This window comes from Kitasatospora sp. NPDC088742 (genome assembly GCF_055584905.1).
Genome location: NZ_JBVJLD010000005.1, coordinates 45,259 through 69,255 on the forward strand (window position 1 = coordinate 45,259; position 23,997 = coordinate 69,255).

At 73.8% G+C, this 23,997-nt stretch carries 21 protein-coding genes; 11 read left to right on the forward strand and 10 right to left on the reverse strand.

Translation table 11 applies throughout. The annotated features are described in order from the left end of the window. The first annotated feature begins 589 nt into the window (after positions 1-589). Positions 590-2,086: an APC family permease gene (locus ACZ6ZR_RS06965; protein ID WP_465640166.1), complete on the forward strand. Its 1,497-nt coding sequence runs from the start codon at positions 590-592 to the stop codon at positions 2,084-2,086. Here ACZ6ZR_RS06965 and ACZ6ZR_RS06970 read toward each other — a convergent pair. Beyond that, a complete protein-coding gene (locus ACZ6ZR_RS06970; RefSeq protein ID WP_465640168.1) occupies positions 2,064-3,506 on the reverse strand; it encodes a DUF2079 domain-containing protein in 1,443 nt (480 codons plus the stop codon). The genes ACZ6ZR_RS06965 and ACZ6ZR_RS06970 overlap by 23 nt on opposite strands. A gap of 121 nt (positions 3,507-3,627) precedes the next feature. Here ACZ6ZR_RS06970 and ACZ6ZR_RS06975 point away from each other — a divergent pair, with 121 nt between their 5' ends. The 3 genes from ACZ6ZR_RS06975 to ACZ6ZR_RS06985 are packed head-to-tail and all read left to right on the forward strand — an operon-like array spanning position 3,628 to position 6,088. After that, positions 3,628-4,092 carry a GntR family transcriptional regulator gene (locus tag ACZ6ZR_RS06975; RefSeq protein WP_465640170.1) on the forward strand — a complete coding sequence of 155 codons (465 nt, stop codon included), beginning with the start codon at positions 3,628-3,630 and terminating at the stop codon, positions 4,090-4,092. Continuing rightward, entirely contained in the window at positions 4,089-5,015 is a 927-nt protein-coding gene (locus tag ACZ6ZR_RS06980; protein ID WP_465640172.1) for an ATP-binding cassette domain-containing protein, read from the forward strand. Before ACZ6ZR_RS06975 ends, ACZ6ZR_RS06980 begins: the two co-directional genes overlap by 4 nt. After that, complete coding sequence (locus ACZ6ZR_RS06985) at positions 5,012-6,088, forward strand: ABC transporter permease subunit (protein ID WP_465640174.1); 1,077 nt, start codon at positions 5,012-5,014, stop codon at positions 6,086-6,088. The genes ACZ6ZR_RS06980 and ACZ6ZR_RS06985 overlap by 4 nt, the downstream gene beginning before the upstream one ends. A 75-nt stretch (positions 6,089-6,163) precedes the next feature. On the opposite strand, the gene ACZ6ZR_RS06990 is transcribed toward ACZ6ZR_RS06985, so the two are convergent. The 4 genes from ACZ6ZR_RS06990 to ACZ6ZR_RS07005 all read right to left on the reverse strand — a co-directional run bounded on the left by ACZ6ZR_RS06990 (position 6,164) and on the right by ACZ6ZR_RS07005 (position 11,127). After that, positions 6,164-7,912: an ABC transporter ATP-binding protein gene (locus ACZ6ZR_RS06990; protein ID WP_465640176.1), complete on the reverse strand. Its 1,749-nt coding sequence runs from the start codon at positions 7,910-7,912 to the stop codon at positions 6,164-6,166. Next, positions 7,909-9,720 (reverse strand): ABC transporter transmembrane domain-containing protein, encoded by a 1,812-nt coding sequence (locus ACZ6ZR_RS06995; protein WP_465640178.1) that lies wholly within the window; start codon positions 9,718-9,720, stop codon positions 7,909-7,911. Before ACZ6ZR_RS06995 ends, ACZ6ZR_RS06990 begins: the two co-directional genes overlap by 4 nt. Before the next feature lie 106 nt (positions 9,721-9,826). Further along, positions 9,827-10,336, reverse strand: coding sequence for a hypothetical protein (locus ACZ6ZR_RS07000; RefSeq protein ID WP_465640180.1), 510 nt, complete (start codon positions 10,334-10,336; stop codon positions 9,827-9,829). A gap of 62 nt (positions 10,337-10,398) precedes the next feature. Next, on the reverse strand, positions 10,399-11,127 hold the full coding sequence (locus ACZ6ZR_RS07005; RefSeq protein WP_465640182.1) for a M48 family metallopeptidase: 729 nt from the start codon (positions 11,125-11,127) through the stop codon (positions 10,399-10,401). Positions 11,128-11,322: 195 nt separating this feature from the next. Between ACZ6ZR_RS07005 and ACZ6ZR_RS07010 the strand changes: the two genes are divergently transcribed. Then, a complete protein-coding gene (locus tag ACZ6ZR_RS07010; RefSeq protein WP_465640183.1) occupies positions 11,323-12,759 on the forward strand; it encodes a dihydrolipoyl dehydrogenase family protein in 1,437 nt (478 codons plus the stop codon). A gap of 134 nt (positions 12,760-12,893) precedes the next feature. After that, positions 12,894-14,594, forward strand: coding sequence for a flavin monoamine oxidase family protein (locus ACZ6ZR_RS07015; RefSeq protein WP_465640185.1), 1,701 nt, complete (start codon positions 12,894-12,896; stop codon positions 14,592-14,594). 30 nt (positions 14,595-14,624) lie between these two features. Here the strand turns inward: ACZ6ZR_RS07015 and ACZ6ZR_RS07020 are convergent, their stop codons facing one another. Beyond that, positions 14,625-15,386 carry a pirin family protein gene (locus ACZ6ZR_RS07020; RefSeq protein ID WP_465640187.1) on the reverse strand — a complete coding sequence of 254 codons (762 nt, stop codon included), beginning with the start codon at positions 15,384-15,386 and terminating at the stop codon, positions 14,625-14,627. Positions 15,387-15,524: 138 nt separating this feature from the next. Here ACZ6ZR_RS07020 and ACZ6ZR_RS07025 point away from each other — a divergent pair, with 138 nt between their 5' ends. Continuing rightward, positions 15,525-16,613, forward strand: coding sequence for a WD40/YVTN/BNR-like repeat-containing protein (locus ACZ6ZR_RS07025; protein ID WP_465640189.1), 1,089 nt, complete (start codon positions 15,525-15,527; stop codon positions 16,611-16,613). A gap of 139 nt (positions 16,614-16,752) precedes the next feature. Next, the gene (locus tag ACZ6ZR_RS07030; protein WP_465640191.1) at positions 16,753-17,172 is read left to right on the forward strand and encodes a TOBE domain-containing protein; all 420 of its coding nucleotides are present in this window, start codon (positions 16,753-16,755) and stop codon (positions 17,170-17,172) included. Between the two features lie 89 nt (positions 17,173-17,261). Here ACZ6ZR_RS07030 and ACZ6ZR_RS07035 read toward each other — a convergent pair whose 3' ends face one another. Next, on the reverse strand, positions 17,262-17,726 hold the full coding sequence (locus ACZ6ZR_RS07035; protein WP_465640192.1) for a MarR family winged helix-turn-helix transcriptional regulator: 465 nt from the start codon (positions 17,724-17,726) through the stop codon (positions 17,262-17,264). A 94-nt stretch (positions 17,727-17,820) separates the two neighbouring features. On the opposite strand from ACZ6ZR_RS07035, the gene ACZ6ZR_RS07040 reads away from it, so the two are divergent. Beyond that, positions 17,821-18,321 (forward strand): VOC family protein, encoded by a 501-nt coding sequence (locus ACZ6ZR_RS07040; protein WP_465640194.1) that lies wholly within the window; start codon positions 17,821-17,823, stop codon positions 18,319-18,321. 85 nt (positions 18,322-18,406) lie between these two features. Here ACZ6ZR_RS07040 and ACZ6ZR_RS07045 read toward each other — a convergent pair whose 3' ends face one another. From ACZ6ZR_RS07045 to ACZ6ZR_RS07055, 3 genes are all read right to left on the reverse strand, one after another. Next, entirely contained in the window at positions 18,407-18,796 is a 390-nt protein-coding gene (locus tag ACZ6ZR_RS07045) for a hypothetical protein (RefSeq protein ID WP_465640196.1), read from the reverse strand. Positions 18,797-18,964: 168 nt separating this feature from the next. Continuing rightward, positions 18,965-20,125, reverse strand: coding sequence for an ADP-ribosylglycohydrolase family protein (locus ACZ6ZR_RS07050; RefSeq protein WP_465640198.1), 1,161 nt, complete (start codon positions 20,123-20,125; stop codon positions 18,965-18,967). 11 nt (positions 20,126-20,136) lie between these two features. After that, positions 20,137-21,546 carry an FAD-binding oxidoreductase gene (locus ACZ6ZR_RS07055; RefSeq protein WP_465640200.1) on the reverse strand — a complete coding sequence of 470 codons (1,410 nt, stop codon included), beginning with the start codon at positions 21,544-21,546 and terminating at the stop codon, positions 20,137-20,139. Positions 21,547-21,675: 129 nt separating this feature from the next. Here ACZ6ZR_RS07055 and ACZ6ZR_RS07060 point away from each other — a divergent pair, with 129 nt between their 5' ends. After that, entirely contained in the window at positions 21,676-22,104 is a 429-nt protein-coding gene (locus tag ACZ6ZR_RS07060; protein WP_465640445.1) for an ester cyclase, read from the forward strand. Between the two features lie 114 nt (positions 22,105-22,218). Further along, on the forward strand, positions 22,219-23,763 hold the full coding sequence (locus tag ACZ6ZR_RS07065; protein WP_465640202.1) for an AMP-binding protein: 1,545 nt from the start codon (positions 22,219-22,221) through the stop codon (positions 23,761-23,763). Positions 23,764-23,997: the final 234 nt, after the last annotated feature.

Here is a 23,997-nt window from a genome sequence, read left to right on the forward strand (position 1 = left end):
CAGAGCAGTGCGTCAGCTCACCAGGCCCAGATTGATCAGTCGGAACCCCATCGCAGCCGTGCTGACTCTGAACACGCGAGCCAGCTCGACGGTGCACTGATCCGGATCCTGCCTAACAGCTGGGTCGAGCTTCATCATCTCCGAGCGCCGCCTGCATCGGGGTCATGCGTCGACACCTGTGAAGGCCACGATCACAGCTCCGGATCCATGGCAGTGGGTCCTACCGTCAACGACGGCGCGTTCTTGCCGACTCGCGGGCCCGGAGACAGCCACCGCCACCCCGGGCGATCGCTGGCGCCGACCGCACTCAAGACCGTGGGCCAGGACACTGATTCGAGCATGGGACCAGAGCGGCCGGGACAGGTCAGCTCAGATTTCCCGCACACGACTACCAAGTCCACACTTCTGGGCATTTTCGACTGATTCAGGGGCCAAGCAGAACTCGACGGCAAGATGATCTTGGTGACAACCATCGCTGTCATGTGTCAACTACCAATAACAGTCGCATCTCGCCCCTTCCCTCCCTCGCGGCGGGCGGCTACGGTCACCGACTAACAAAGTTAGTTTTATGAGGGCGAGGCGGTTCCCGATGACCGATGACATCCCCGGCACGGACAGCGAAGCACTGGCCGCGCTCGGCTACCGCCAGGAGCTGCGCCGCAGCCTGGGCGTGCTGGGCAACGTGGCGATGGGCTTCGCCGTGGTCTCCCCGGTGGTGGGGCTCTACGCCGTCGCCCAGGTGGGCATGAGCCTGCGCGGCGGCGCCTGGGTCTGGGCCCTGCCGGTGTGTCTGCTCGGGCAGCTGCTGGTGGTGGGCGTCTACTCCGAGCTGGCCTCGCAGTGGCCGCTGGCCGGCGGGGCCTACCAGTGGGCCCGGCGGCTGGCCTCACCCGGCTTCGCCTGGCTGAGCGGCTGGCTCTGGCAGTTCGCGGTGATGTTCGCCAACACCACCGTCGCCTACCTGGCCGCGCCCTGGTTCTTCGCGCTCTTCGACGCGGTGCCCACCCCGCCCCAACTGGTGCTCACCGCGGCCGTGTTCACCGTGGCCTGCCTGCTGGTCAACGCCTACGGGATCAACCTGCTGCGCTGGTTCGTCAGCGCCGGGATCGTGGCCGAGACGGTGGCCTCGGTCCTGGTCGGCCTGGCGCTGCTGCTGTTCTTCCGTCAGCACGGCTTCGCCCTGCTCACCGACGACCTCGGCGCCTCGGTGACCACCGGCACCGGCGGCCTGGCCGGGCTGCTGGCCGTGGTGGCGGTCGGCGGCTGGGCCTTCATCGGCTTCGACGCCTGCGTCTCCACCGCCGAGGAGACCAAGGACGCCGCCCGCCAGGTGCCGCGCGCGATGCGCTGGGCGCTGCTGAGCGTGGGCGCCGTGGTGATCCTGAACGCCGTCTCGGTGGCGCTCGCCCACCCCGACCCGGCCCGGGTGGTGGCGGGCGAGGACCTCGACCCGGTGACCACCGCCGTGGTGACCGGCTTCGGCGGCTGGGCCGCCAAGCCGTTCGTCGTGGTGGTCCTGGTCAGCTTCGCCGCCTGCCTGATGGCCTCCCAGGGCGGCGCCGCCCGCGGCCTGTACTCGCTGGCCCGGGACGGGGTGTTCCCGTTCTCCCGGCAGATCCGGAAGGTGAACCGCCATCAGGCCCCGATCGGCGGCCTGGTCGCGGCCACCCTGGTGAGCGCCGCCGCGCTGCCGCTCGGCCTGGAGTCCACCGCGATCGGCAGCCTGATCACCTTCGGCAGCGCGGCCACCTTCCTGCCGTTCTTCCTGCTCTGCCTGACCGCGCTGACCGCCCGGCTGCGCGGCACCTGGCGCCCGGCCGGGGCCTTCTCGCTCGGCCGCTGGGGCACCGCGGTCAACCTGCTGGCGGTGCTCTGGACCGGCTTCGAGGTGGTCAACATCTGCTGGCCGCGCGCGGTGCTGGCCCCGCCCGGCGCCCCCTGGTACCAGGTCTGGGCCGCGCTGCTCGGCGTCGGCCTGGTCACCCTGGCCGGGCTCGGCTACCTGCTGGTGCGCCGGCCCCAGCGCCTGATGACCGCTCAACCCACCGTCCAGGAGTCCGAGTTCACGGACGTCGCAGCACGATGACGCCGTCCTCCTCGGCCACCGTCAGGTAGCCGGCGGCCCGGTACGCCGCCAGCCGCTCCAGGGTGCGGGCCTCCGGGCAGGGGCTCTTCACCGTCGGGTCGGTGCGGTCGATCACCACCCACTGCGGCGGATCGGCCACCTCCGGGCCGCCCTGGCAGGCCAGACTGACGGTGGTCCGGGAGACCAGCAGCGGGCTCAGCCGGTTGCTGGACGCCACGGTGACGCCGTCCGGCACCTGGTCCAGCAGCCGGTGGGCCGTCCGGACGTGCGCGTTCGGCGTCCAGCCACCGGGGAGCACCAGGTCGCGCAGCGGGTAGGCCACCGCGCAGACGGCGGCGAACACCGCCACCCAGGCCAGCACCCGCCGCCGCACCCGGCCCTGTCGTCCCGGCCGGCCGAGTCGGTCGACCAGACCGCCGAACAGCACCGGCATCAGCACCGCGCTGTAGTGGTACGACGGTTCCCAGTAGTGCTCGTTGGCCCCCATCAGGCGCCAGGCCAGGGTGGGCAGGGCCAGCAGCACCAGCGGCGAACGGACCCCGACGAACGCCACCGGGGCGGCCAGCATGAAGAGCAGCAGCCACTTCACCGGCGGCCAGACCGGGACGAGCGCCGAGAGGCCGGTCGAGGCCGTCGCGCCCGGCACCTGGTTCCAGTAGTCGAAGACCCCGTGCGGATTGGCCAGCGGCAGCAGTACCAGCGTCTCCAGCGCGGTGGCCGCCGGGCCCAGCACCAGCAGCGCCAGCCCGCACCAGCGCACCGCACGGCGGTCGCCGCGCCAGAGCAGGTAGCCGCCGACCGCGCCGACGGTCAGCCCGAGGTCCTCCTTGACCAGCACCAGCGGCAGCGCCCAGAGCACCGCGGCCCGCCACCTCCGGGCCGCCAGCGCCTCCACGGTGAACGCCAACAGCGGTACGGCGAAGGCGATTTCGTGGAAGTCGAAGGCCACCGCCGAGACCATGCCCCAGGAGCTGCCGAAGGCCAGGCCGATCAGCAGGCCGGCCCGGCGCCCGGCCGTCCGGCAGGCCCAGCGGGTGAGCGGCAGACAGGCCAGCGCCATCAGCACCGCCTGGGCCAGCAGCAGGGTGACCGGGCCCGGGGCCAGCCGGTAGAGCGGGGCGAGCAGGGCCAGCACGGGGTGGAAGTGGTCGCCGAGCAGGTTGTAGCCGGGGCCCTTGAGCTCGACCACCGGCAGCCGGCCCTGGGCGTAGGCGCTCACGGCCTGCTCGAAGATCCCCAGGTCGAAGGCGGCGCTGAGCATCCGGCGGTGCCGGGTGACCGAGACGAGTGCGTACACCACGGCGAACAGCACGGTCACGGCCAGCGCCGTCCCGTTCGGGCCGGGCACCGGCCACCGCCGCGCCTCGGACTCGGGGGCGGCGGACCGGCCGGGCCGCCGCTCCAGCAGGGCGAGGTTCATCTGATCACCATTCCACTAGTTAACTAGTGGAATGGTGATCATAGGGCGTTCCGGCCTGTCAAGGGCGGTACTTGACGTCTGCCCTTCCGACTGGGCAGGATTTCCCTAGATAACTAGTGGAATGAAGGTCAGGCACTTGGTCGAGTACCTCATCGACCGGCACAGCGGGCTCTCCCCGTATCTCCAGATCGTGGAGCAGACCAAGCGCGCCCTCCGGCTGGGCGTGCTCCGCCCCGGCGACCAACTCCCCACCGCCCGCGAGGTGGTGGAGGCCACGGCGATCAACCCCAATACCGTGCTCAAGGCCTACCGCGAGCTGGAACGGGACGGGCTGGTCGACAGCCGGCGGGGGGTCGGCACCTTCGTCCGACGCTCGCTGGCCAAGCCCGAGACGGTCGCCGACTCCGCGCTGCACGAGGAACTGGCCGGCTGGGTCCGGCGAGCGCGCGAGGCCGGGCTGGACCGGGAGGACGTCGAGGCCGTCGTCACCACCGCACTGGACTCCGGCTTCGGCAGCCCGGGCGGCACCGCCCCACCGATCACCAGCACACGCACCAGGACCAGCACCGCCGAGGAGCCCGGGTGAACCACCCCACCGAAGTGCAACTCCCGCAGGACATACCGGCCTTGAAGGCCACCGGCCTCGGGCTGAAGTACCGGCGCGGCTGGGCCCTGCGGGACTGCGAGCTGAGCCTCCCGGCCGGGCGCATCACCGCCCTGGTCGGCCCGAACGGGGCCGGCAAGTCGACCCTGATGGCGCTGGCCGCCGGGCTGCTCGCCCCCACCACCGGCACCGTCGAGGTCTTCGGCCACGCGCCCGGCACCGACCAGGGCCGCCGCCGGATCGCCCTGCTGGCCCAGGACAAGCCGCTCTACCCCCGGCTGTCCGTCGCCGACACCCTCCGGATGGGCCGCGAGCTGAACCCCGCCTGGGACCAGAAGACCGCCGAACTCATCCTGGAGCAGGGCAAGTTGGCTCCCACCGCCCGGGTCGGCTCGCTCTCCGGCGGCCAGCGCACCCGGGTCGCCCTGGCGCTGGCCCTCGGCAAGCGGCCCGACCTGCTGCTGCTGGACGAGCCGCTGGCCGACGTCGACCCGGTGGCCCGGCACGAGCTGACCGGCCTGCTGCTGGCCCAGGCCGTGGAGCACGGCACCACCGTGCTGATCTCCTCGCACGTGCTGGCCGAGCTGGACGGCGTCTGCGACCACGTGCTGCTGCTGCGCGACGGCAGCGTCCGGCTGGCCGGGGAGGTGGACGAGCTGCTCGCCGCCCACCGCAAGGTGGTCGGCGCCCACGAGGGCGAGGGCACCCCGCCCGCGCTCGCCGCCCACCAGCTGGTCGAGCTCCGCCGGACGGGCCGTCAGGCCACCGCGATGATCCGCCCCACCGGCCCGGTCGACCCGGACTGGGACCTGGGCGAACCCACCCTGGAGGAACTCCTGCTCGCCCACCTGCGCGCCCCCGGCACCGCCGCGGCCACCCCCCGCGAGGAGGTGACGGTCCGTTGAGCACCGCCGTCCTCCCCCGTCCCTCGCTGCGCGGCACGGCCTGGCTGAGCCTGCGTCAGGAGCGGACCACCCTGCTGACCGGCGGCGCCGTGCTGCTGCTGGTCTGTGCCTGGGTCCTCTACTTCGGGTGGCGGATCGACTCCTGGGTCACCGCCAACGGCCTCCAGGGCTGCAACGAGGTCTACTTCCCGCCCGAGTGCGCGGCCGTGCGCGCCCGCTCGACCGAGCTGTCGATGTGGTGGTCCCGGGGCGTGGTCGCCACCGGCTGGACGCTGTTCGCCCTCCCGGCCGTGCTCGGGCTGTTCGTCGGGGCACCGCTGCTGGCCCGCGAGTTCGAGTCCGGCACCTACCGGCTGGCCTGGACCCAGTCGGTCTCGCGCTCGCGCTGGCTGGCCGGGCGGCTCGCCGCCCCGTTCGCCCTGACCCTGCTCGGCTCCCTGCTGCTGGCGGGCGTCTCCACCTGGTTCGAGCGGGTGGTCGAGGGACGGCTCGGCGTGCCCGGCTACTACCACTGGTTCACCTGGATGAGCCGGACCACCACCGGGCCCGCCACGGTCGGCTTCTGCCTGCTCGGCCTGGCGATCGGCGCCGCCGTCGGCCTGGTGGTGCGCCGGGTGGTGGCCTCGATGGCCGTCACCGCCGTGCTCACCGTGGGCCTGCGGCTGGCGGTGGACCAGCTGCGCTACCTGTTCGCCCCGGCGCGGGAGGCGGTCGCCCCGGTCAACCTGACCGTCCTGCCACCCAAGTCCGGCCTGGTCACCCGGCTGCTCCAGGTCGACTTCCCGGCGCACTCCCCGCTGGAGTCGGACATCGTGGACCGGGGCTACCGCACCGTCGACGGGATCTCGGTCACCGAGCTCTACAACTGGCAGCCCAGCATGATGGAGGACGGCCGGCTGCTCTGCATGGACCCGGGCTGCCAGGCCCACCCGGACACCATCGACCGGGCCTACGTGCTCTTCCACCCGCCGGCCCAGCAGTGGCCGATGCTCTGGACCCAGACCGGGCTCTGCCTGGTGGCCGCCGCGCTGCTGGTCGGCTTCTGCTTCCTCTGGGTGCGCCGGGTGCGCTGAACGTCCGACGGACCGTCAGGAGGCCGGGGCCCCGGATCGGGGCCCCGGCCTCCTCGCGTCAGGTCCGCCGCCGCGTCACTTCTGCTGCCAGGAGCGCCAGAGCGCCGCGTACGCGCCGTCCCGGGCGACCAGCTCCTCGTGGCTGCCCAGCTCGGTCAGCCGGCCGTCGGCCATCACCGCCACCCGGTCCGCGTCGTGCGCGGTGTGCAGCCGGTGAGCCACCGCGATCACCGTGCGGCCCTTGAGCACCGCCGCCAGGGCCCGCTCGGTGGCCCGGGCCGCCGTCGGGTCGAGCAGCGCGGTGGCCTCGTCCAGGATCACGGTGTGCGGATCGGCCAGCACCACCCGGGCCAGCGCGAGCTGCTGGGCCTGGGCGCCGTTCAGCCGGTGGCCGGACGGGCCGAGCTCGGTGTCCAGACCGTCCGGCAGCCCGTGCGTCCAGCCGACCGCCGCCAGCGCCTCGGCCAGCTCCCGGTCGTCGGCGGCGGGCGCGGCGATCCGCAGGTTGTCCCGCAGGGTGCCGAGGAAGACGTGGTGCTCCTGGGTGACCAGCACCACCTCGCGGCGCAGCAGCTCCGGGTCCAGGTCGGCCACCGGCACGCCGCCGACCAGCACCGAGCCGCCGCTCGGCCGGTCCATCCCGGCCAGCAGCCGGCTCAGCGTGGTCTTGCCGGAGCCGGACGGGCCGACCACCGCGAGCCGCTCCCCCGGACGGACCGTCAGGTCGACCCCGTGCAGCACGTCCTGGCCGCCCTCGTAGGCGTAGCGGACGCCGCTGACCTCGATCCCCTGGTGGGCCGGGCGGGCGTCCGTCCCGGTGCCGGCGGCGGCGTCCTCGGCCAGGGCGGTGGCGACGCCCTCGACCCGGGCGAAGGAGGCGGCGCTGCTCTGCAGCTGCTCCAGCCGCAGCATGATCGTGTCGAGCGGGTCGACCAGCCGCCGCAGGTAGAGCGCGCAGGTGACCACCGCGCCGATGCCCACCGAGCCGTTGGCGTGCAGGGCTCCACCGACCAGCAGCACGGCGGTCACCGGGGCCACGTAGGAGGTGTCCACCATCGGGAAGAAGAAGCTGCGCAGCAGCAGGGTGCGCAGCCGGGCCACCCGGGAGGTCTCGATCGCGCTCTCCATCGCGGCCGTGCGGCGATCCTCCAGGCCGAGGGCCTCGACCGTCCGGGCGCCGGCGGCGGTGGTGCCGAGCACCTCGGCGACGGCGGAGTTGGCGGCGCCCTCGTCCAGGTAGGCGTCCCGGGCCCGGGCCAGGTACCAGCGGGCGGCGAACCAGAGGCCGGAGAGGGTGAGCACGCTGCAGGCCCCGAGCAGCGGGTCTACCAGGAAGATCGCGACCAGGATGAACAGCCCCTGGAAGATCCCCACCGCCATCTCCGGGACGACGTCCCGCAGGGTGGAGCCGACGGCCGCGACGTCGGTGGTGCCACGGGTCGTCAGATCGCCCGTCCCGGCCCGCTCCACCACGGTCGGCGGCAGGGCCAGCACCCGGTCCACCAGCTGCTCGCGCAGCCGGGCGGCGGTCCGTTCGGCCACCTTGTAGCCCTGGTGGACGGCCTGACGGGTCAGCAGGAGCTGCACCACGCCGCAGACCACCACGGCCAGCGCCAGCCGGTCCACCTCGGCGACCCCGCCGCCGGCCACCACCCGGTCGACGATCCGGCCGAGCAGCCAGGGGCCGGCCAGGCCGACCGCGGCGGCCAGTCCGTTGAAGGCGATCACCGTGCCGAGCGCCCGGCCGTCCTGGCGCAGCAGCGCTCCGGCCGCCTGCCGGGTCCGACGGGGCGAGGCGATGGGCAGGGCATGGTCGGCGCTCATCGGGCGGCCTCCTCGGTGACGGCGGCGGCGGTGACGGCGGCGGTGGTGGTGGCGGTACGGGGTGCGGGCAGGTCCGCCACTCCGTAGGACGCGTCCGCCGCGGGCTCCTCCTCGTCGCGGGCCACCAGGGCCCGGTACGCCGGTGCCGTGCGCAGCAGTTCGCGGTGGGTGCCGGTGGCCGCGACCCGGCCGTCCACCAGGTGGAGCACGGTGTCGGCCAGGTCGAGCAGCAGCGGAGAGCTGCTGATCACCAGGGTGGTGCGCCCTGCCCGGAAGGCGCGCAGGCCGGCCGCCATCGCCGCCTCGGTGTGGGTGTCCACCGCGGAGCTGGGCTCGACGGCTATCAGCACCTCGGGCTCGGCGATCAACGCCCTTGCCAGGCGCAGCCGTTGGCGCTGGCCGCCGGAGAGGTTGCGGCCCTCGGAGCGGATCGGCGAGTCCAGTCCGCCGGGCAGTCCGCGCAGCACGTCCAGTGCCGAGGCGGCCTCCAGGGCGGCCAGCAGCTCCTGGTCCTGCGGTTCCCGGCGGCCCGCCAGCACCTCGCGCAGCGGCCCGGCGAAGAGCGCCGCCTCGTTGTCGGCCAGCACGATCCGCCCGCGCACGGCGCACAGCGCGTACTCCTCCAGCGGGCGGCCGTCCCAACTGCCGCCCGGCTCCCCGGGATCGGCGAACCGGGCCAGCCGGTCGGCCACCGCGAGCGCCTCGGCGGTGCCGTCGGCGGCGAGCACCGTCAGGCGGCCGGGGGCGAGTTCGACGCCGGAGAGCTCGTCCCGCAGCGGGGCGGGCCCGGCCGGGGCCGGGGTGGCCGCGCCGTCGGGGCGGGGCTCCAGCCGCAGGAAGTCGACCGTCCGGCGGGCGGCGACCAGGGCCCGGGTGAGGTCCCGGCCGCCCTCGATCAGGAAGTAGACCGGCACGGTGAGCGCCGCCGTGTAGCCGTAGACGGCCACCAGCTCGCCGACCGTGATGGAGCCCTCGGCCGCCATCCGGGCGGAGACCCAGGTCACCGCGCCGAGGAAGAGCAGCGGCAGGCCGCTGCCGAGCGCCTCGATCCAGCTGGCCACCCGGCCGACCCGGAAGCCGTCCGCCATCAGCCGCCCGGACTCCCGGGCGTACCTGGCCGCGAACTCCTCCTTGCCGCCGAGGCCGTTGAGCACCCGCAGGCCGCCGCTCAGGTCCTCGAACCGGGCGGTCACCTCGCCCTGCCGCTCCCGGTACCCGGCCTCGGCCTTCTGGACCCGGGCCAGCAGCGGGCCGATCAGCACGGCCAGTGCCGGGACGCCGAGCAGCACCAGCAGGGCCAGCAGCGAGGAGATCCGCAGCAGCTGACCGGCCACCAGCAGGTAGGCGACCAGGGCGCCGACGCCGGGGCCGGAGAAGGTGAGGGTCTGGCTCATCCGCTGCACGTCGGAGACGCCGATGGTCACCACCTCGCCGGTGGCGGTCTGCCGGGGCAGTTCACCGCCGAGCCGGACGGCCTGACGGACCACCACCCGGGTGGTGCGGAAGGTGGCGTCCATCCGGACCTTGGTCATGGTGCGGTGCCGGTAGGCGCCGATCACCGAGTTGACCGCCCCGACCACCAGGAAGGCCAGGGCCCAACCGACCAGCGCCGCGGTGCTGCCCGCCTTCAGGCCGTCGTCCACCGCCCGGGAGAGCGCGTACGGCATCATCGTCAGCGCCCCGAGCCACACCGAGCTGTAGAGCGCACCGGCCGTCACCCGCCACGGCTGGCTCGCCACCAACCACCACAGGTACCGCCCCGCACCGCGCACGTCCGGTTCCCCCGGACCAGTTCTCTCGACCGTCACCACGGCACCCTAGCCACCCGGCCACCCGCCGTGCCTTCGAATTCCGTACCGAAAGCACAACGCCTGACCTGCGACGGAACGGGACCGCCCGGTGGGACGCGGCCCGTCAGCCGTCCAGCAGCTGCCCGCCGACCCGCGCCCGGGCCGGGGCCAGCTCGGCCTCCACCTTCTCCTGTTCGATCCGGCCGAAGGCCACCGGGCGCCCCTCGACCGGACGGGCGAGCAGCGCGATCCGCAGGTGGGTCGGCGGGTGGGTGGCGTCCACGGCGGCGAACTCGTGGGCGCCGAGCCGCAGTCGGCGCTCCCGCTCGCGCGGGGTGAGTCCGCCGGCCAGCCCGGCCAGCTCGGTCCAGAGCCCGGCCACCGCCTGGCCGCCCTCGCCCCGCCCGGGACGGCTGGTCCGCAGCCGCGACCGGTTGCGGATCCGGGTCACCGCGGTCTCGACGGTCGGTTCCAGCAGCATCGCGGCGAGCATGTCCTTCGCGACGGCGGGCGAGGTGACGGCGGCGGCCAGCCGGTCCGCCCGGTACTCGGCGCCCTGGCCGGAGCGGCTGGTCAGCCGGTCCATCAGGAGGAGCAGACGCTCCGTCAGGAGCTGCAGCAGCAGCCTGGGCACCAGCAGCAGGGCCTGGACCAGGTTGACCAGGCCGTCCTCGGCGGGCGTCTCGTCGTCCAGGGTCAGCAGGTGCCACTCCGCAGGGCCGACAGGGCCGAGTGCAGCCAGAGCCCGCGCCGGTGGTCCCCGCTGACGTCGTGTCCGAACTCGTGGCCGAGCAGGGCGACCCGCTCCGGTGCGGACAGCACCGCCCAGAGCGGCAGTCCGATCTCCAGCACGCTGCGGCGGCGCAGGCCGACCCGGCCGAAGGAGGCGTTGAACTCGTCGGTGACCCGGATGTGGTCCACCGGCCGGGCGCCGACCGCCGCGGCGACCCGGTCGGCCAAGGCGTACAGCTGGGGTGCCTCGGCGCGGGTGAGGAAGGATTCGTCGGCCCTGATCCGGCCGAACCTCGGGCGCAGCAGGAATCCGATCAGCAGGCCCAGGCAGCCGGCCAGCCGCATCGGGAGGGTCCCGGTCACCACCCACCAGAGCGAGCCCAGCACCACGGTCAGCGTCACCAGGTGCACCGCGCCCGCCAGGGCCGCGGCGATCAGCCAGCTCCGGTCGTGCACCGTGCCGTCACCGGCCTCCAGCGACCGGTACAGCCGCTCCGTCCGCTGCCGCACCGCCTGCTCGCGGCGCTCCTCGCGGGCCCGCTGCCGCGCCGCCCGGCGGCGGCGCTTCGCCGACCGGTCCGGCTCCGGCCGGGGTGGCACCAGGTTCCACTCGCAGGCGTGGCACCAGACCGGGAAGCGGTCGTCGGCGGGGAGCTCGGTCGTGCAGCTCGGGCAGCTGGTTGCTATGGACACGGACCAGGATGATGCCAGAGCCCCTTCCCCGGTCGCCTCCGGTTTTCCCGTCCGGCCTCCCACCCTCTCGCCCGGTCGGCGACACACCGCCGACGGCACTGGCCCGGGTGGCCCGGCGGCCGCAGGATGGGGCCCGTAGCGGGTGGTCCGAGGACAGCGGTTCGAGGACAGCGGTTCGAGGAGAGCGGGGCAGGGATGCCGGGCGAGGCGGAGCAGTACGACGTGGTGGTCCTCGGCGGGGGGCCGACCGGCGAGAACCTCGCCGACCGGGTCAGGGCGGCGGGGTTGAGCACGGTGCTGGTGGAGAGTCAGCTGATCGGCGGCGAGTGCTCGTACTGGGCCTGCATGCCGAGCAAGGCGCTGCTGCGCCCGGCCCACGCGCTGGCCCACGCCCGGGCCCTGCCGGGCGCGCGGGAGGCGGTGACCGGGGAGCTGGACGCGGCGGCGGTGCTGGCCCGTCGGGACGAGTTCACCTGGCACTGGCACGACGACAGCCAGGTGACCTGGCTGCGGGAGACCGGGATCGACCTGGTCCGGGGCCACGGCCGGCTGGCCGGGGAGAGGCGGGTGGAGGTGGAGACGCCGGACGGCACCCGGGTGCTGACGGCCCGTCACGCGGTGGCGGTCTGCACCGGCTCGCGCGCCTCGCTGCCGCCGGTGCCGGGGCTGGCCGAGGCCCACCCGTGGACCAGCCGGGACGCCACCAGCTCGGCCAAGGTGCCGGGCCGGCTGGCGGTGGTCGGCGGCGGGGTGGTGGCGGTGGAGATGGCCACCGCCTGGCGGGCGCTCGGCTCGCGGGTCACCCTGCTGGTGCGCGGCGGCACGCTGCTGGACCGGATGGAGCCGTTCGCCGGTGAGCTGGTGGCGGACGGACTGCGGGCCGCCGGGGTGGACCTGCGGCTGGGCACCGAGGTGGTGCGCCTGGCCCGGCAGGGCACGGAGGTGACGCTCACCCTGGCCGACGGCTCCTCGGTGGCGGCGGACGAGGTGCTGTACGCCACCGGCCGGGCGCCGCGCACCGACGACCTCGGGCTGGCCGGCGTCGGGCTGGAGCCCGGCAGCTGGCTGACGGTGGACGACTCCTGCCTGGTGACGGACGTGCCGGGCGGCTGGCTGTACGCGGCCGGGGACGTCAACCACCGGGCGCTGCTGACCCACCAGGGCAAGTACCAGGCCCGGATCGCGGGCGCGGCCATCGCCGCCCGGGCGGCGGGCGAACCGATCGACACCTCCCGCTGGGGCGCGCACGCGGCGAGTGCGGACACCGCCGGGGCGCCGCAGGTGGTCTTCACCGAACCGGAGGCGGCGGCGGTCGGCCTGAGCCTGGCCGAGGCGGAGCGGGCCGGGCTGCGGGTGCGCGCGGTCGACCAGGAGCTGGGCTCCGTCGCGGGCGCCTCGCTCTACGTGGACGACTACCGGGGGAAGGCCCGGTTGGTGGTGGACCTGGACCGGGGCGTGCTGGTCGGCGCGACCTTCGTCGGCCCCGGGGTGGCGGAGCTGCTGCACTCGGCCACCGTCGCGGTGGTCGGCGAGGTGCCGGTGGCCCGGCTCTGGCACGCCGTCCCGGCGTACCCGACGGTCAGCGAGGTCTGGCTGCGCCTGCTGGAGGCGCTCCGCGACTCCGCGGACTGACCGTCCTACCAGCCCATCTGACGACCTATCACCCTCCGGGGTGGCGGTCCTCCGTATCCGGAGGACCGCCGATTGCTTCGTGTGCTACCCAAGGACTGCACGGCCCCGCCGACCCGTCAGCCCCAGGAGCACCCATGGACCGTCCGGACCGCACCCCGGACCGCATCCGAGAGCACGCCCCCGACCGCCGTGCCTTCCTCGGCCTGGCCGGGGCGGTCGCCGCCACCGCCACCCTGGCCCAGGTGATGACCGGGGCCGCCCCGGCCACCGCCGCCACTCCCCCGCGCCGCTCCCCCGGCCGGGCCGGCGAGGGGCGGACGGTGGCGGTGCTCGGCGCGGGCCCGGCCGGGCTGGCCGCCGCCCTCCGGTTCGGCCGGGCCGGGTACCGGGTGACGGTGCTGGAGGCCCAGGGCCGGGTCGGCGGACGCACCCTCACCGCCCGCCCGGGGGACCGGATCACCGAGTCCTGGGCCGACGGCTCCACCCGCTCCCTGACCTGCCAGTTCGACGAGGGCCTCTACCTCAACCTCGGCGCCGGCCGGATCCCCTACCACCACCAGCGGGTGCTGGAGTTCTGCCGCACCCTCGCGGTCCCGCTGGAGCCGTACGTCCACACCAGCACGGCCAACCTGTTCCAGACCGACGGCAGTTGGCAGGGCACCCCGAAGCCCAACCGCCGGATCGCCAACGACACCCGCGGGTACGTCGCCGAGCACCTGCACAGGGCCCTGGAGCGGGGCGACCAGAGCACCGACGGGCTGACGCCCGCTCAGCGGGAGCGGTTCGCCGAGCTGTTGGTGGAGTTCGGCGCCCTCGCCCCGGAGGACCGCCGCTACCACGGCTCCACCCGCTCCGGCCTGGCCGTCCGCCCCTCCGTCCCGCAGCAGGAGGAGCCGGTCGACCCGCTCGCGCTGGCCGATCTGCTCGGCAGCCGCTTCTGGGAGCACGGCTTCTACCAGGACAGCGAGCTGCACTGGCACACCACCTCGTTCCAGCCGGTCGGCGGCATGGACTCGATCTGGCGGGCGGCCGCCGCCGCGCTGCCGGCCGGCGTGCTCAAGCTCGACTGCCCGGTGCACAGCATCCGCCTGGACGGCGACGGGGCGGTGGTCGGCTGGACCGAGGGCGGCACCGAGCGGCAGCAGCGCTTCGACCACTGCCTGAGCAACGTCCCGCTGCCGGTGCTCCACCGCCGGGTCACCCTGACCGGCGTCACCGAGGACTTCCGCACCGCCGTCCGGGACACCCCGTTCGCCCCCGCCTGCAAGGTCGGCTGGCAGGCCAACCGGCGGTTCTGGGAGTCCGAGCGGTACCAGATCTACGGCGGCATCAGCTGGATCGACCACGAGGTCCGGCAGATCTGGTACCCCTCCAACGACTACTTCTCCGCCACCGGGAAGGGCACCCTGACCGGGGCCTACAACTCCTACGGGACGGCCGAGACCTTCGGCGACCGCTCCCACGAGGAGCGGATCACCAGTGCCAGGTCGGCCGCCGCCCGACTGCACGACGAGTTCGCCTCGACCACCGTGGTGCCGGGCGAGCTGGCACTCTCCGTCGCCTGGCACAAGGTCCCGCACCAGCTCGGTGCCTGGGCCGACTGGCGCCCGGCCGACCCGTCCCACAAGCACCTCTACACCACCCTGATGTACCCCCAGGGCGGGGACGCCTTCCTGGTGATCGGCGACCAGGTCTCCGCCCTGCCCGGCTGGCAGGAGGGCGCGTTGATGTCGGCCGAGTGGGCGTTCGAACTGCTCACGGGCGAACGGCGGGCGGCCCGGGTGCCCGCACGTCGCGTGCCGGACTCCCGGGCCCTCACCACCGGCGGGCTCTGACCTCAGCCCCGGACCGCCCCTGACCTGCCGTCAGGAGAAGCTGACCGCCGCGTCCATCTCCCACATCAGCACCTCGGCGCCCGCCGCCCCGGCGGTGATCCGCTGCCCCTCGGCGGCACTGATCCGGGCGGCGTCGCCCTCGTGCAACAGGCCGGTGCCCTCCAGGGCGACCTCGCCCCTGGCCACGAAGAGGTGGACGAACGGCGCGGTGGCCGTGCCCACGGTCTCCTCCGGGCGCAGCCGGGCCACGTGCAGCGCGGCGTGCTTCTGCCGGATGCCGATCGCCCGCTGGTTGGCGTGCTTTCCCATCCCGGACGCGAGGGTGGCCCAACCGCCCTGGTCCAGCTGGTCGTTGATGTCCAGCTGCTCGTAGCCGGGGGCGATCCCGGCGGCGTCCGGGATGACCCACATCTGGACGAAGCGGACCGGGTCCCGGTGCTCGGGCTGCCCGGTGAGCGTCCAGGAGTCGTTCTTCTCGCTGTGCAGGATCCCGGCGCCCGCGCTCATCCGCTGGGCCAGGCCCGGGTAGATGACGCCGTTGTGCCCCTCAGAGTCCTGGTGCACCAGGCCGCCCTCCAGCACCCAGGTGACGATCTCCATGTCCCGGTGCGGGTGGGTGTCGAAGCCGGTGCCGGGGGCGACCACGTCGTCGTTGGAGACCAGCAGCAGGCCGAAGTGGGTGTTGGCCGGGTCCCAGTGCCGGGAGAAGGAGAAGGAGTGGCGGGAGTCCAGCCAGCCCGCCTCGGTGTGGAAGCGGTCGGCCGCGCGGCGGACGTCGGTCATGGTGGCCATCGGTACTGCTCCTCTCGCGTTCTTGTTGAATCATAAACCATCGACCGTTCTCCCCGATTCCCGGCGCGCTGACGTGCGGCCACCCTCCACCCGGAGCAGACTGGCGCCGCCAACGACCTCACCCCCAGGTGGTACGCCATGACCGAGTCACTGCTGGCCGTCGGAACGCAGAAGGGCCTCTTCCTGGGCCGCAGCCGCGACCGCCGCGAGTGGGACTTCACCGGCCCGCACTTCGCCATGAACGCGATCTACTCGGTGGCCGTGGACCGCCGCCCGGCCCGCCCGCGCATCCTGGTGGGCGCCGACAGCAGCCACTGGGGCCCGTCCGTCTGGTGGTCCGACGACCTCGGCGCGAACTGGCACGAGCCCTCCACCCCGGCCGTCCGCTTCCCCGAGCACACCGGCACCTCGCTGGAGCGCGTCTGGCAGCTCCACCCGGCCGGCGAGGAGGCCCCCGGCGTGGTCTACGCGGGGACCCAGCCGGCCGCCCTGTTCCGCTCCGAGGACGGCGGCGAGAGCTTCGCGCTGGACGAGAACCTCTGGTCCCACCCGCAGCGCTCCGAGTGGGCGGCCGGCTTCGGCGGCCAAGGGCTGCACACCGTCCTGACGGACCGTCGGGACCGGGAGGCCGTCACTGTCGCGGTCTCCACCGGCGGGGTCTACCGCACCACCGACGGCGGCAAGAGCTGGCAGCCCTCCAACACCGGCATCCGGGCCTCCTTCCTCCCGGACGAGTACCCCGAGTTCGGCCAGTGCGTGCACAAGGTCGCCGCCGATCCGGCCGACCCGGACCGCCTCTACCTGCAGAACCACGGCGGGGTCTACCGCAGCGACGACGGCGGCGGCCACTGGCAGGACATCGGCACCGACCTCCCCGCCACCTTCGGCTTCGGCCTGGCCGCCCACCCGCACCACGGCGGCACCGCCTACCTCTTCCCGCTCGACGCCGACTACGCCCGCCTCCCGGTGGACCGCCGCTGCCGCGTCTTCCGCACCACCGACGCGGGCTCCACCTGGCACCCCCTGGCCACCGGCCTGCCCGGCGAGGACCACTACGGCGTGGTCCTGCGCGACGCCCTCTGCACCGACGACGCCTCCCCGGCCGGCGTCTACTTCGGCAACCGCAACGGCGAGGTCTACGGCTCCGCCGACGAGGGCGAGAGCTGGCGGCTGCTCGCCTCCCACCTCCCGGACGTGCTCTGCGTGCGCGCCGTCACCCTCCCCTGAGCTCGCAGCTGCGAGCCTGACGACCCGTCATGCTCGCACCTGCGCAACCCATCTGACCTGCACCGACACCCATCTAGACTGGTCGTGGCACGACCCGGGCGGACCGTCTCCGCATCCCCGTCGAGAAGCAAGGCATCCCATGTCGCTCAGCATCCGCAACCAGCTCACCGGCACCGTCGCCGAGGTCACCACCGGCGCCGTGATGGCCACCGTCAAGGTCCGCCTCGCGGGCGGCCAGGACCTGACCGCGGCGATCACCGTGGACGCCGTCAAGGAGCTCGGCCTGGCCGAGGGCAGCGCCGTGCGCGCCCTGGTGAAGTCCACTGAGGTCGCCCTCGCCACCGCCCCGGTGGCCGGTCTGAGCATCCGCAACCAGCTGGCCGGCACCGTCACCGAGGTCACCACCGGCCCGGCGATGGCCGGCGTCAAGGTCTCCGTCGAGGGCGGCGAGCTGACCGCCGCGATCACCGCCGACGCCGCGGCCGACCTCGGCCTCGCGGCCGGCTCGACCGTGGTCGCCCTGATCAAGTCGACCGAGATCTCCCTCGCCACCGCCTGATCCACCGCACTCCCGCCGAGGGGCCCGTCCGCGCGACACCGCGCCGGCGGGCCCCTCGGTACGTCAGGGCGTCAGGGGATCCGCGCGGGTCAGCGGTCGGCGGCGCGCAGCCGGGCGCTGACGGTGCCCAGGCCCTCGGCCAGCACCGCCAACTGCTCCCGGGTGAGCAGGTCGATCAGGGCCGCGCGGACGGTGGCGACGTGGCCCGGGGCGACCTCGCGCAGGACCTGCCAGCCGTGCTCGGTGAGCTCGGCGAAGACGCCGCGCACGTCGCTGAAGCAGGAGCGGCGGCCGACCAGCCCGGCCTTCTCCAACTGGGTGATCTGGTAGGTGAGGCCGCTCTTGGAGGTGACCAGGCGGTCGGCCAGGTCGGTCATCCGGAGCGAGCGGCCGGGGGCCTCGGAGAGCTGGCTGAGGATCTCGTACTGGGTGTGGGACAGGCCCGCGCTCTCCTTGAGCTGCTGCTCCAGGCGGCGTTCGACCAGATTACTGGCGACCACGAAGCCCCGCCAGGCGGCCATCTCTTCATCGTCCAACCATCTGGGCTCGTCCATACCGCCGATTCTATCGGTTGTTCAAATTCGAACCAAGGTGTACCGTGAGGTATGTCAGGTTCAAATTTGAACCACTTCGGAGGAGGAGCTCCCCATGCCGGTCCGTCGCCTGAACCACGCCGTGCTCTACGTCCGCGACGTGGCCCGTTCGGTCGCCTTCTACACCCACGCCTTCGGCTTCAAGGTCGACGTCGAGATCCCCGGCCGGGCCGCCTTCCTGAGCGCCGAGGACACCCTAAACGACCACGACCTCGGCCTCTTCGCGGTCGGCGAGCAGGCCCCCTCCCCCGCCCGGGGCAGCGTCGGGCTCTACCACCTGGCCTGGGAGGTCGGCACGCTCGGCGAGCTGGCCGAGATCGCCACCCGGCTGAGCGACACCGGCTCGATCGTCGGCGCCACCGACCACGGGGTCTCCAAGTCCTTCTACGCCAAGGACCCGGACGGCATCGAGTTCGAGGTCATGTGGCGGGTGCCGCGCGAGCAGTGGCCCTCCGCCGAGGAGGGGGCCGGGATGCGCTCGCTCGACCTGCACGCCGAGCTGGCCCGCTGGGGCGCCGACCTCAGGACCGGCGCGGCGGCCGGCTCCGCCACCTGACGGACCGTCCGCAGACCGCGGCGGGGCCCGGCCGGATCACCGGCCGGGCCCCGCCGACGTGTGCTCAGGCTCCGTTCACCGGGGCTCAGAAGCCCATCGCGTCGCCGCCGACCGCGAAGGCGTCGTCGCAGAGGGACTCGGCGTCGCCGCCGACCGCGGCCGCCGGGCCCTCGGCCCAGGCGTCGCCGCCCACGGCACCCGCGAACTCGCCGCCCTTGGCGTCGCCGCCGACCGCACCGGCCTCGCCGCCGCCCATGGCGTCGCCGCCCACCGCGCCCGCGTCACCGGCGGCGTCGACGTCACCGCCGACCGCCATCGCGGCGCCATCGCCCACGGTCACGGCGTTGCCGCCGACGGCCAGCGAACCGTGCGAGTGGCGGCAGTGGCCGTGGGCCGAGGCCACACCCGCGCCCATGACGAGGGCACAGCCGCAGATGGCGGCGGCAGCGGTGATCTTGGCAAGAGTCGTACGCATGATGATGAAGTCCTCCGAGGTCGGTACGGGACTCCACCTGAATCGGCAGTCCCCGCCCGCCCCATGAGCCCCCGTCACCCGCCCGGCGGAGCGATCACCCCCGGCACCACCCGCACGAGTGCGCCGGAGCTCCCCCAGCCGCCGTACGCGCCTCCCCGGCGCCGGTGCTCAGTGCTGCCACGGGCGGCTCTCCCCCGGACGGACCTCGGCGGCGAAGTCGTCGGCCACCTGGGCGATCACCGCCCGGCCCTCGATCCGGGTCAGCCAGTGGAGCGGGAGGCGGACGTCACCGTGGTGGGCGCCCAGCAGGTTCCCGGCGATGGAGCCGGTGGAGTCGCTGTCGCCGGAGTGGTTGACGGAGAGCAGGAAGGCGGCCTCGATCGGGGTGCGGGCCGGCGAGGGGTCGCAGACGGTGGGGCCCTGGCCGTAGCTGTAGCTCTGCGGACGCGTCCGGGCCAGCACCGCGTACACCCCGATGGCCAGCGCCTCCTCCGCCACCCAGCCCTGGCCGAGCCGCTCCAGCTGCTCCGCGCTCGCCTCGCCCTCCTCCGCCAGGTCGACCGCCCGGCGCAGCGCGGTGGAGGTCTCCTGGTGCCCGGGGTAGCGGGCCAGCAGCTCCAGGGTGCGGAGCACCGAGCCCGGCAGGGACTCGCCGTCCAGCAGGAAGCTGATCATCGCGGCGAAGGCCCCCGCCGCGTAGTAGCCGGTGGGGTGGCCGTGGGTGATCTGCGCGCAGTTGGCGGCCAGTTGGAAGGAGTGCTCGGCGCCCTGCAGGGTGAAGCCGAACGGCGCCGAGCGCATCACGGTGCCGCAGCCCTTGGAGTCCGGGTTGACCGGGCCGGGGATGCCGGTGAGCTTCGCGTAGGGGTGCGGGGCCTGCGGGGTGCGCAGGCCGGAGAGGCAGGCGTTGCCGGGGGCGCGGCGGGCGTAGAGCCAGGGCTGCTGCCGCAGCTCGCCGACCCGGTGCCGCAGGCCCTCGGCCGGGGGCGGGGCCGGAAAGTCCTGGGTGTCCAGCCAGCGCAGGTAGGCGTCCAGCACCAGCTCGCCCTCGGCCCCGGTGATGCCCCGGTCCCGGGCCCGGCGGTAGCCGTTCAACCGGCCCTCGGCACTGAACAGCGTCATCTGGGTGTCGTCGGTGATCCGGCCGGTCACGCCCTCGTGGTCGGGCAGCAGCCCGGTGACCCCGGCCGGGCCGTGTTCGGCCCGGATCCGGTCCAGCGAGTGGAACTCCACCGGGTTGCCCAGCGCGTCCCCGATCGCTCCGCCGAGCAGGCAGCCCCGCAGCCGGGAACGGTAGGCGGTCAGTTCGGCCCAGGACGCTTGCTGCACCTGATGGCTCCTCAGTCGGGCGGATTCGGGCGGATGTTCTGGTTGAGCCGGAACAGGTTACCCGGGTCCCAGGCGCGCTTGAGCTCCCGCAGCCGGCGGTACTTCGCCTCGCCGTAGGCCTCCCGGACGCGCTGCTCGCCCTCCTCCATCAGGAAGTTGACGTAGACGCCGGTGTGGTGCGGGGCGAGCGCCTGCCAGAGACCCCGGGACCAGGCCCGCTCCTCCTCGAAGCCCTCGGGGCCCGCGGTGGTGGCGTTGATGTTGAAGGTGTGCCCGGCGCCGCGGCCGCTGAAGGCGGTCTCGTCCTCGCCCACCCGGGCGATGGCACCGCCGAGTTGGAAGATCGGGAAGCTGGTGAGCGGCGAGGCGATCCGCGCCGCGTGCTCGGCGGTCACCTCGATCACCTCGTCGGAGAGCCGGGCCACGTCGCAGGACTTGAAGTAGTACCAGCGCCCGGCCGGGAAGGACGGGTCCAGCGAGGCCTGGTGCTCCAGGTAGGGCTTGGGGCGGCACAGGTCGGCGGCCGGCGGGCCGAAGCGGCGCAGCGGGCGCAGCACCCGCTCGCCCTCCTCCGGGTCGCCGGCCCAGCAGCACATCACCACCACGACCCGCTGCCCGGTCAGTTCGGGCGGCAGCTCCGGCAGTGGGGGCGCGGTGCGGTGCACCACGGCGGTGGTCAGCTCGTCCGGCGCCTCCTCGATCCACTCCCGGTAGAAGCGGAGCAGCCGCGCCGAGTCGGCCACCGGCCAGAACAGCGGCCCGGCCAGCACGGTCGGCCCGACCGGGTGCATCCGGTACTCGAACTCGGTGACCACCCCGAAGTTGCCACCGCCGCCGCGCAGCCCCCAGTACAGCTCCGGGTTCTCCCGGGCGTCGGCCCGGACCAGTTCGCCGGTGGCGGTGACCAGCTCGGCACCGAGCAGTTGATCGACCGTCAGTCCGTACTTGCGCATCAGCCAGCCGATCCCGCCGCCCAGCGTCAGCCCGGCCAGGCCGGTGTGGGTGACGATCCCGGACGGGACGGCCATCCCCAGCCGCTGGGTGGCCGCGTCCAGCTCGCCGAGCAGCGCCCCGGCCTGGGCGCGGACGGTGCGGGCCTCCTCGTCGACCGTGATCCGGCGCAGCCCGGAGAGGTCGATCACGATGCCGCCGTCGCAGAGCGACTGGCCGGAGAAGCTGTGCCCGCCGCTGCGGACCGCGACCGGCAGGCCTGCTCCGTCCTGGTGGCGGGCGGCCGCCCAGCGGACGGCGGCGGCCACGTCCGCCGGGTCGGCGCAGTAGGCGATCAGGGCGGGGCGCCGGTCGATCGAGCCGTTCCAGATCCGGCGGCCCTCCTCGTACTCCGGGTCTCCCGGCCGGACCAGCCGTCCTCGGAACCCGCGCCGCAGCGCGCTGACGTCCACCCGCGTACCGGTGTCCATCGGGCCTTCCCTCGCCGTTCCTCCCCCGCCGCCGTCCGGCCCCCACCGTCCCAGTCTGGCACCGGGCCCGGCAGCCGTCCCGGGAGGAGAATGGGAGCACCTTCCGTCACGACCGAGGAGGTGGTCGCCATGGGCGAGGCACGCGAGCTCATGGACCGCCTGACCGCTGCGGTGACCGGTACGGCCGACCTGGAGGCCCTCGGCGAGTGCTTCGCCGAGGACGTGGTCGGGTCCACCCCGGACCAGCCCGAACTCCGGGGGCGCAAGGCCCTGGTGGACTACTTCGGGGACATGACGGAGTCGGTCCCCGACGCCCGCTTCGAGGCGGTCACCGCGTACGAGGCCGGGGACACCGCGATCGACGAGGGCTACTACACCGGCCGCAACACCGGGCCGCTGACGATGCCGGACGGTTCGAAACTGCCGCCCACCCAGCGGGAGATCAGGATCCGCGGCTGCGACCTCGCCACCGTGCGGGACGGGCGGATCGTCGAGTACCGGCTCTACTTCGACCAGTTGGAGTTCATGTCCCAGCTCGGCCTGCTTCCCGAGGAGTGACGCGGGAGTCGGGCGGGAGGCACGCGGGAGTGACCCTCGGGGCTGGAGGGACGGTGTGCCGTTCGGGGTACGCCCTCTGGTCGGCGTGACGGTCGGCGCGGCAGAGTGTGCCCCATGCAGACTCCACTGACCGTGATGGACTTCCTCCGGCGGGCCGAGACGGTCTACGGCGACCGGATCGGGGTCGTCGACGAACCCCTCCAACCCGCCGATTCCTGGGGCGACCTGACGTACCGGCGGGTGGCCGAGCTGGCCCGTGCCCAGGCCGCCGGGCTGGACCGGCTGGGCATCGGGCCGGGTGAGCGGGTGGCGATCGTCTCCCACAACTCGGCCCGCCTGATGACCTCGCTCTACGGGGTGAGCGGGCACGGCCGCGTCCTGGTCCCGGTGAACTTCCGGCTGAGGGCCGAGGAGGTCGCCTACATCGTCGAACACAGCGGTGCCAGCGCCCTGTTGATCGACCCCGAGCTGGACGAGGCGCTGGCCGGCGTGGCGGTCAAGCACCGCTTCGTCCTGGGCGCGGAGAGCGACGCCCTGCTGTACGACTTCGACCGCGAGCCGGTGCGGTACGAGATCGCCGAGTCGGACACCGCGACGATCAACTTCACCAGCGGAACCACCGCCCGCCCCAAGGGTGTTCAGCTCACCCACCGCAACCTCTGGCTGAACGCGGTGCTGATGGGCCTGCACTTCGGCGCCAACGACCGCGACGTCTACCTGCACACCCTGCCGATGTTCCACGCCAACGGCTGGGGCATGCCGTTCGCCCTCACCGGCCTCGGCGCGCAGCACATCGTGCTGCGCAAGGTGGACGGCGCCGAGATCCTGCGCCGGATCGAGCGGCACGGCGTCACCTTCCTCTGCGGCGCCCCCGCCGTGGTGGCCTCGGTGCTGGCGGCCGCCGCCGAGTGGGACGGGCCGGTGCCCGGCCGGGACCGGGTCCGCATGATCGTCGCCGGGGCGCCGCCGCCCACCTCCGTGGTGCAGCGGGTGGAGGAGGAGCTCGGCTGGGAGTTCATGCAGATCTACGGCCTGACCGAGACCTCCCCGATCGCCACCGTCAACCGCGGCCGGGCCGAGTGGGACGACCTCCCGCCGCTGGAGCGGGCCGAGCGGCTGGTGCGGCAGGGGTCGCCCTCGATCGGCACCGAACTGCGGGTGGACGAGGAGGGCGAGGTGCTGATCCGCTCCAACACCGTGATGACCGGCTACTGGCAGCAGCCCGCCGAGACGGCGGAGGCGATCCGGGACGGCTGGTTCCACAGCGGCGACGGCGGCACCCTGACGGACGGGTACCTGACCGTCTCGGACCGGAAGAAGGACGTCATCATCACGGGGGGCGAGAACGTCTCCTCGATCGAGGTGGAGGACTGCCTCTACGCCCACCCGGCGGTGGGCGAGGTCGCGGTGATCGGCGTGCCGGACACCAAGTGGGGCGAGACGGTCAAGGCGCTGGTGGTCCGGCGCGACGGCGTGACCACCCCCGAGGAGGAGTTGGCCGCCGAGCTGATCGCCCACTGCAAGCAGCGGCTGGCCGGGTACAAGGCGCCGACCTCGGTGGAGTTCCGCACCGAACTGGCCCGGACCACGACCGGCAAGCTGCAGAAGTTCAAGCTCCGCGAGCCCTACTGGGCGGGACGCGACCGGCAGATCAACTGAGACCGACCGGCACCTGGTCACCCCGGGGCGCGGGGAACTGCGCGAGGCGGAGGGCCACTCACCCGCGACCGAGGCTCCATCAGCCAGTTGCACGTGCTGCCGTTCACCCCTCTCACCCCTCCGCAGCTCCCCTCCCCCTGGCCCACCCGCGCCGCCGCTTCCGCCCGCCGTTGAACCGAGGAGCCCTCCGTGGCCGATGCCACCGCCCTGTTGGACGACCTGCGCGACGAGACC

Coding starts and splice junctions, on each gene's coding strand:
- ACZ6ZR_RS06965 (WP_465640166.1), top strand. CDS start 590: ATGACCGATGACATCCCCGGCACGGACAGCGAAGCACTGGCCGCGCTC.
- ACZ6ZR_RS06970 (WP_465640168.1), bottom strand. CDS start 3,506: ATGAACCTCGCCCTGCTGGAGCGGCGGCCCGGCCGGTCCGCCGCCCCC.
- ACZ6ZR_RS06975 (WP_465640170.1), top strand. CDS start 3,628: ATGAAGGTCAGGCACTTGGTCGAGTACCTCATCGACCGGCACAGCGGG.
- ACZ6ZR_RS06990 (WP_465640176.1), bottom strand. CDS start 7,912: ATGAGCGCCGACCATGCCCTGCCCATCGCCTCGCCCCGTCGGACCCGG.
- ACZ6ZR_RS07010 (WP_465640183.1), top strand. CDS start 11,323: ATGCCGGGCGAGGCGGAGCAGTACGACGTGGTGGTCCTCGGCGGGGGG.
- ACZ6ZR_RS07015 (WP_465640185.1), top strand. CDS start 12,894: ATGGACCGTCCGGACCGCACCCCGGACCGCATCCGAGAGCACGCCCCC.
- ACZ6ZR_RS07020 (WP_465640187.1), bottom strand. CDS start 15,386: ATGGCCACCATGACCGACGTCCGCCGCGCGGCCGACCGCTTCCACACC.
- ACZ6ZR_RS07025 (WP_465640189.1), top strand. CDS start 15,525: ATGACCGAGTCACTGCTGGCCGTCGGAACGCAGAAGGGCCTCTTCCTG.
- ACZ6ZR_RS07030 (WP_465640191.1), top strand. CDS start 16,753: ATGTCGCTCAGCATCCGCAACCAGCTCACCGGCACCGTCGCCGAGGTC.
- ACZ6ZR_RS07035 (WP_465640192.1), bottom strand. CDS start 17,726: ATGGACGAGCCCAGATGGTTGGACGATGAAGAGATGGCCGCCTGGCGG.
- ACZ6ZR_RS07040 (WP_465640194.1), top strand. CDS start 17,821: ATGCCGGTCCGTCGCCTGAACCACGCCGTGCTCTACGTCCGCGACGTG.
- ACZ6ZR_RS07045 (WP_465640196.1), bottom strand. CDS start 18,796: ATGCGTACGACTCTTGCCAAGATCACCGCTGCCGCCGCCATCTGCGGC.
- ACZ6ZR_RS07055 (WP_465640200.1), bottom strand. CDS start 21,546: ATGGACACCGGTACGCGGGTGGACGTCAGCGCGCTGCGGCGCGGGTTC.
- ACZ6ZR_RS07060 (WP_465640445.1), top strand. CDS start 21,676: ATGGGCGAGGCACGCGAGCTCATGGACCGCCTGACCGCTGCGGTGACC.
- ACZ6ZR_RS07065 (WP_465640202.1), top strand. CDS start 22,219: ATGCAGACTCCACTGACCGTGATGGACTTCCTCCGGCGGGCCGAGACG.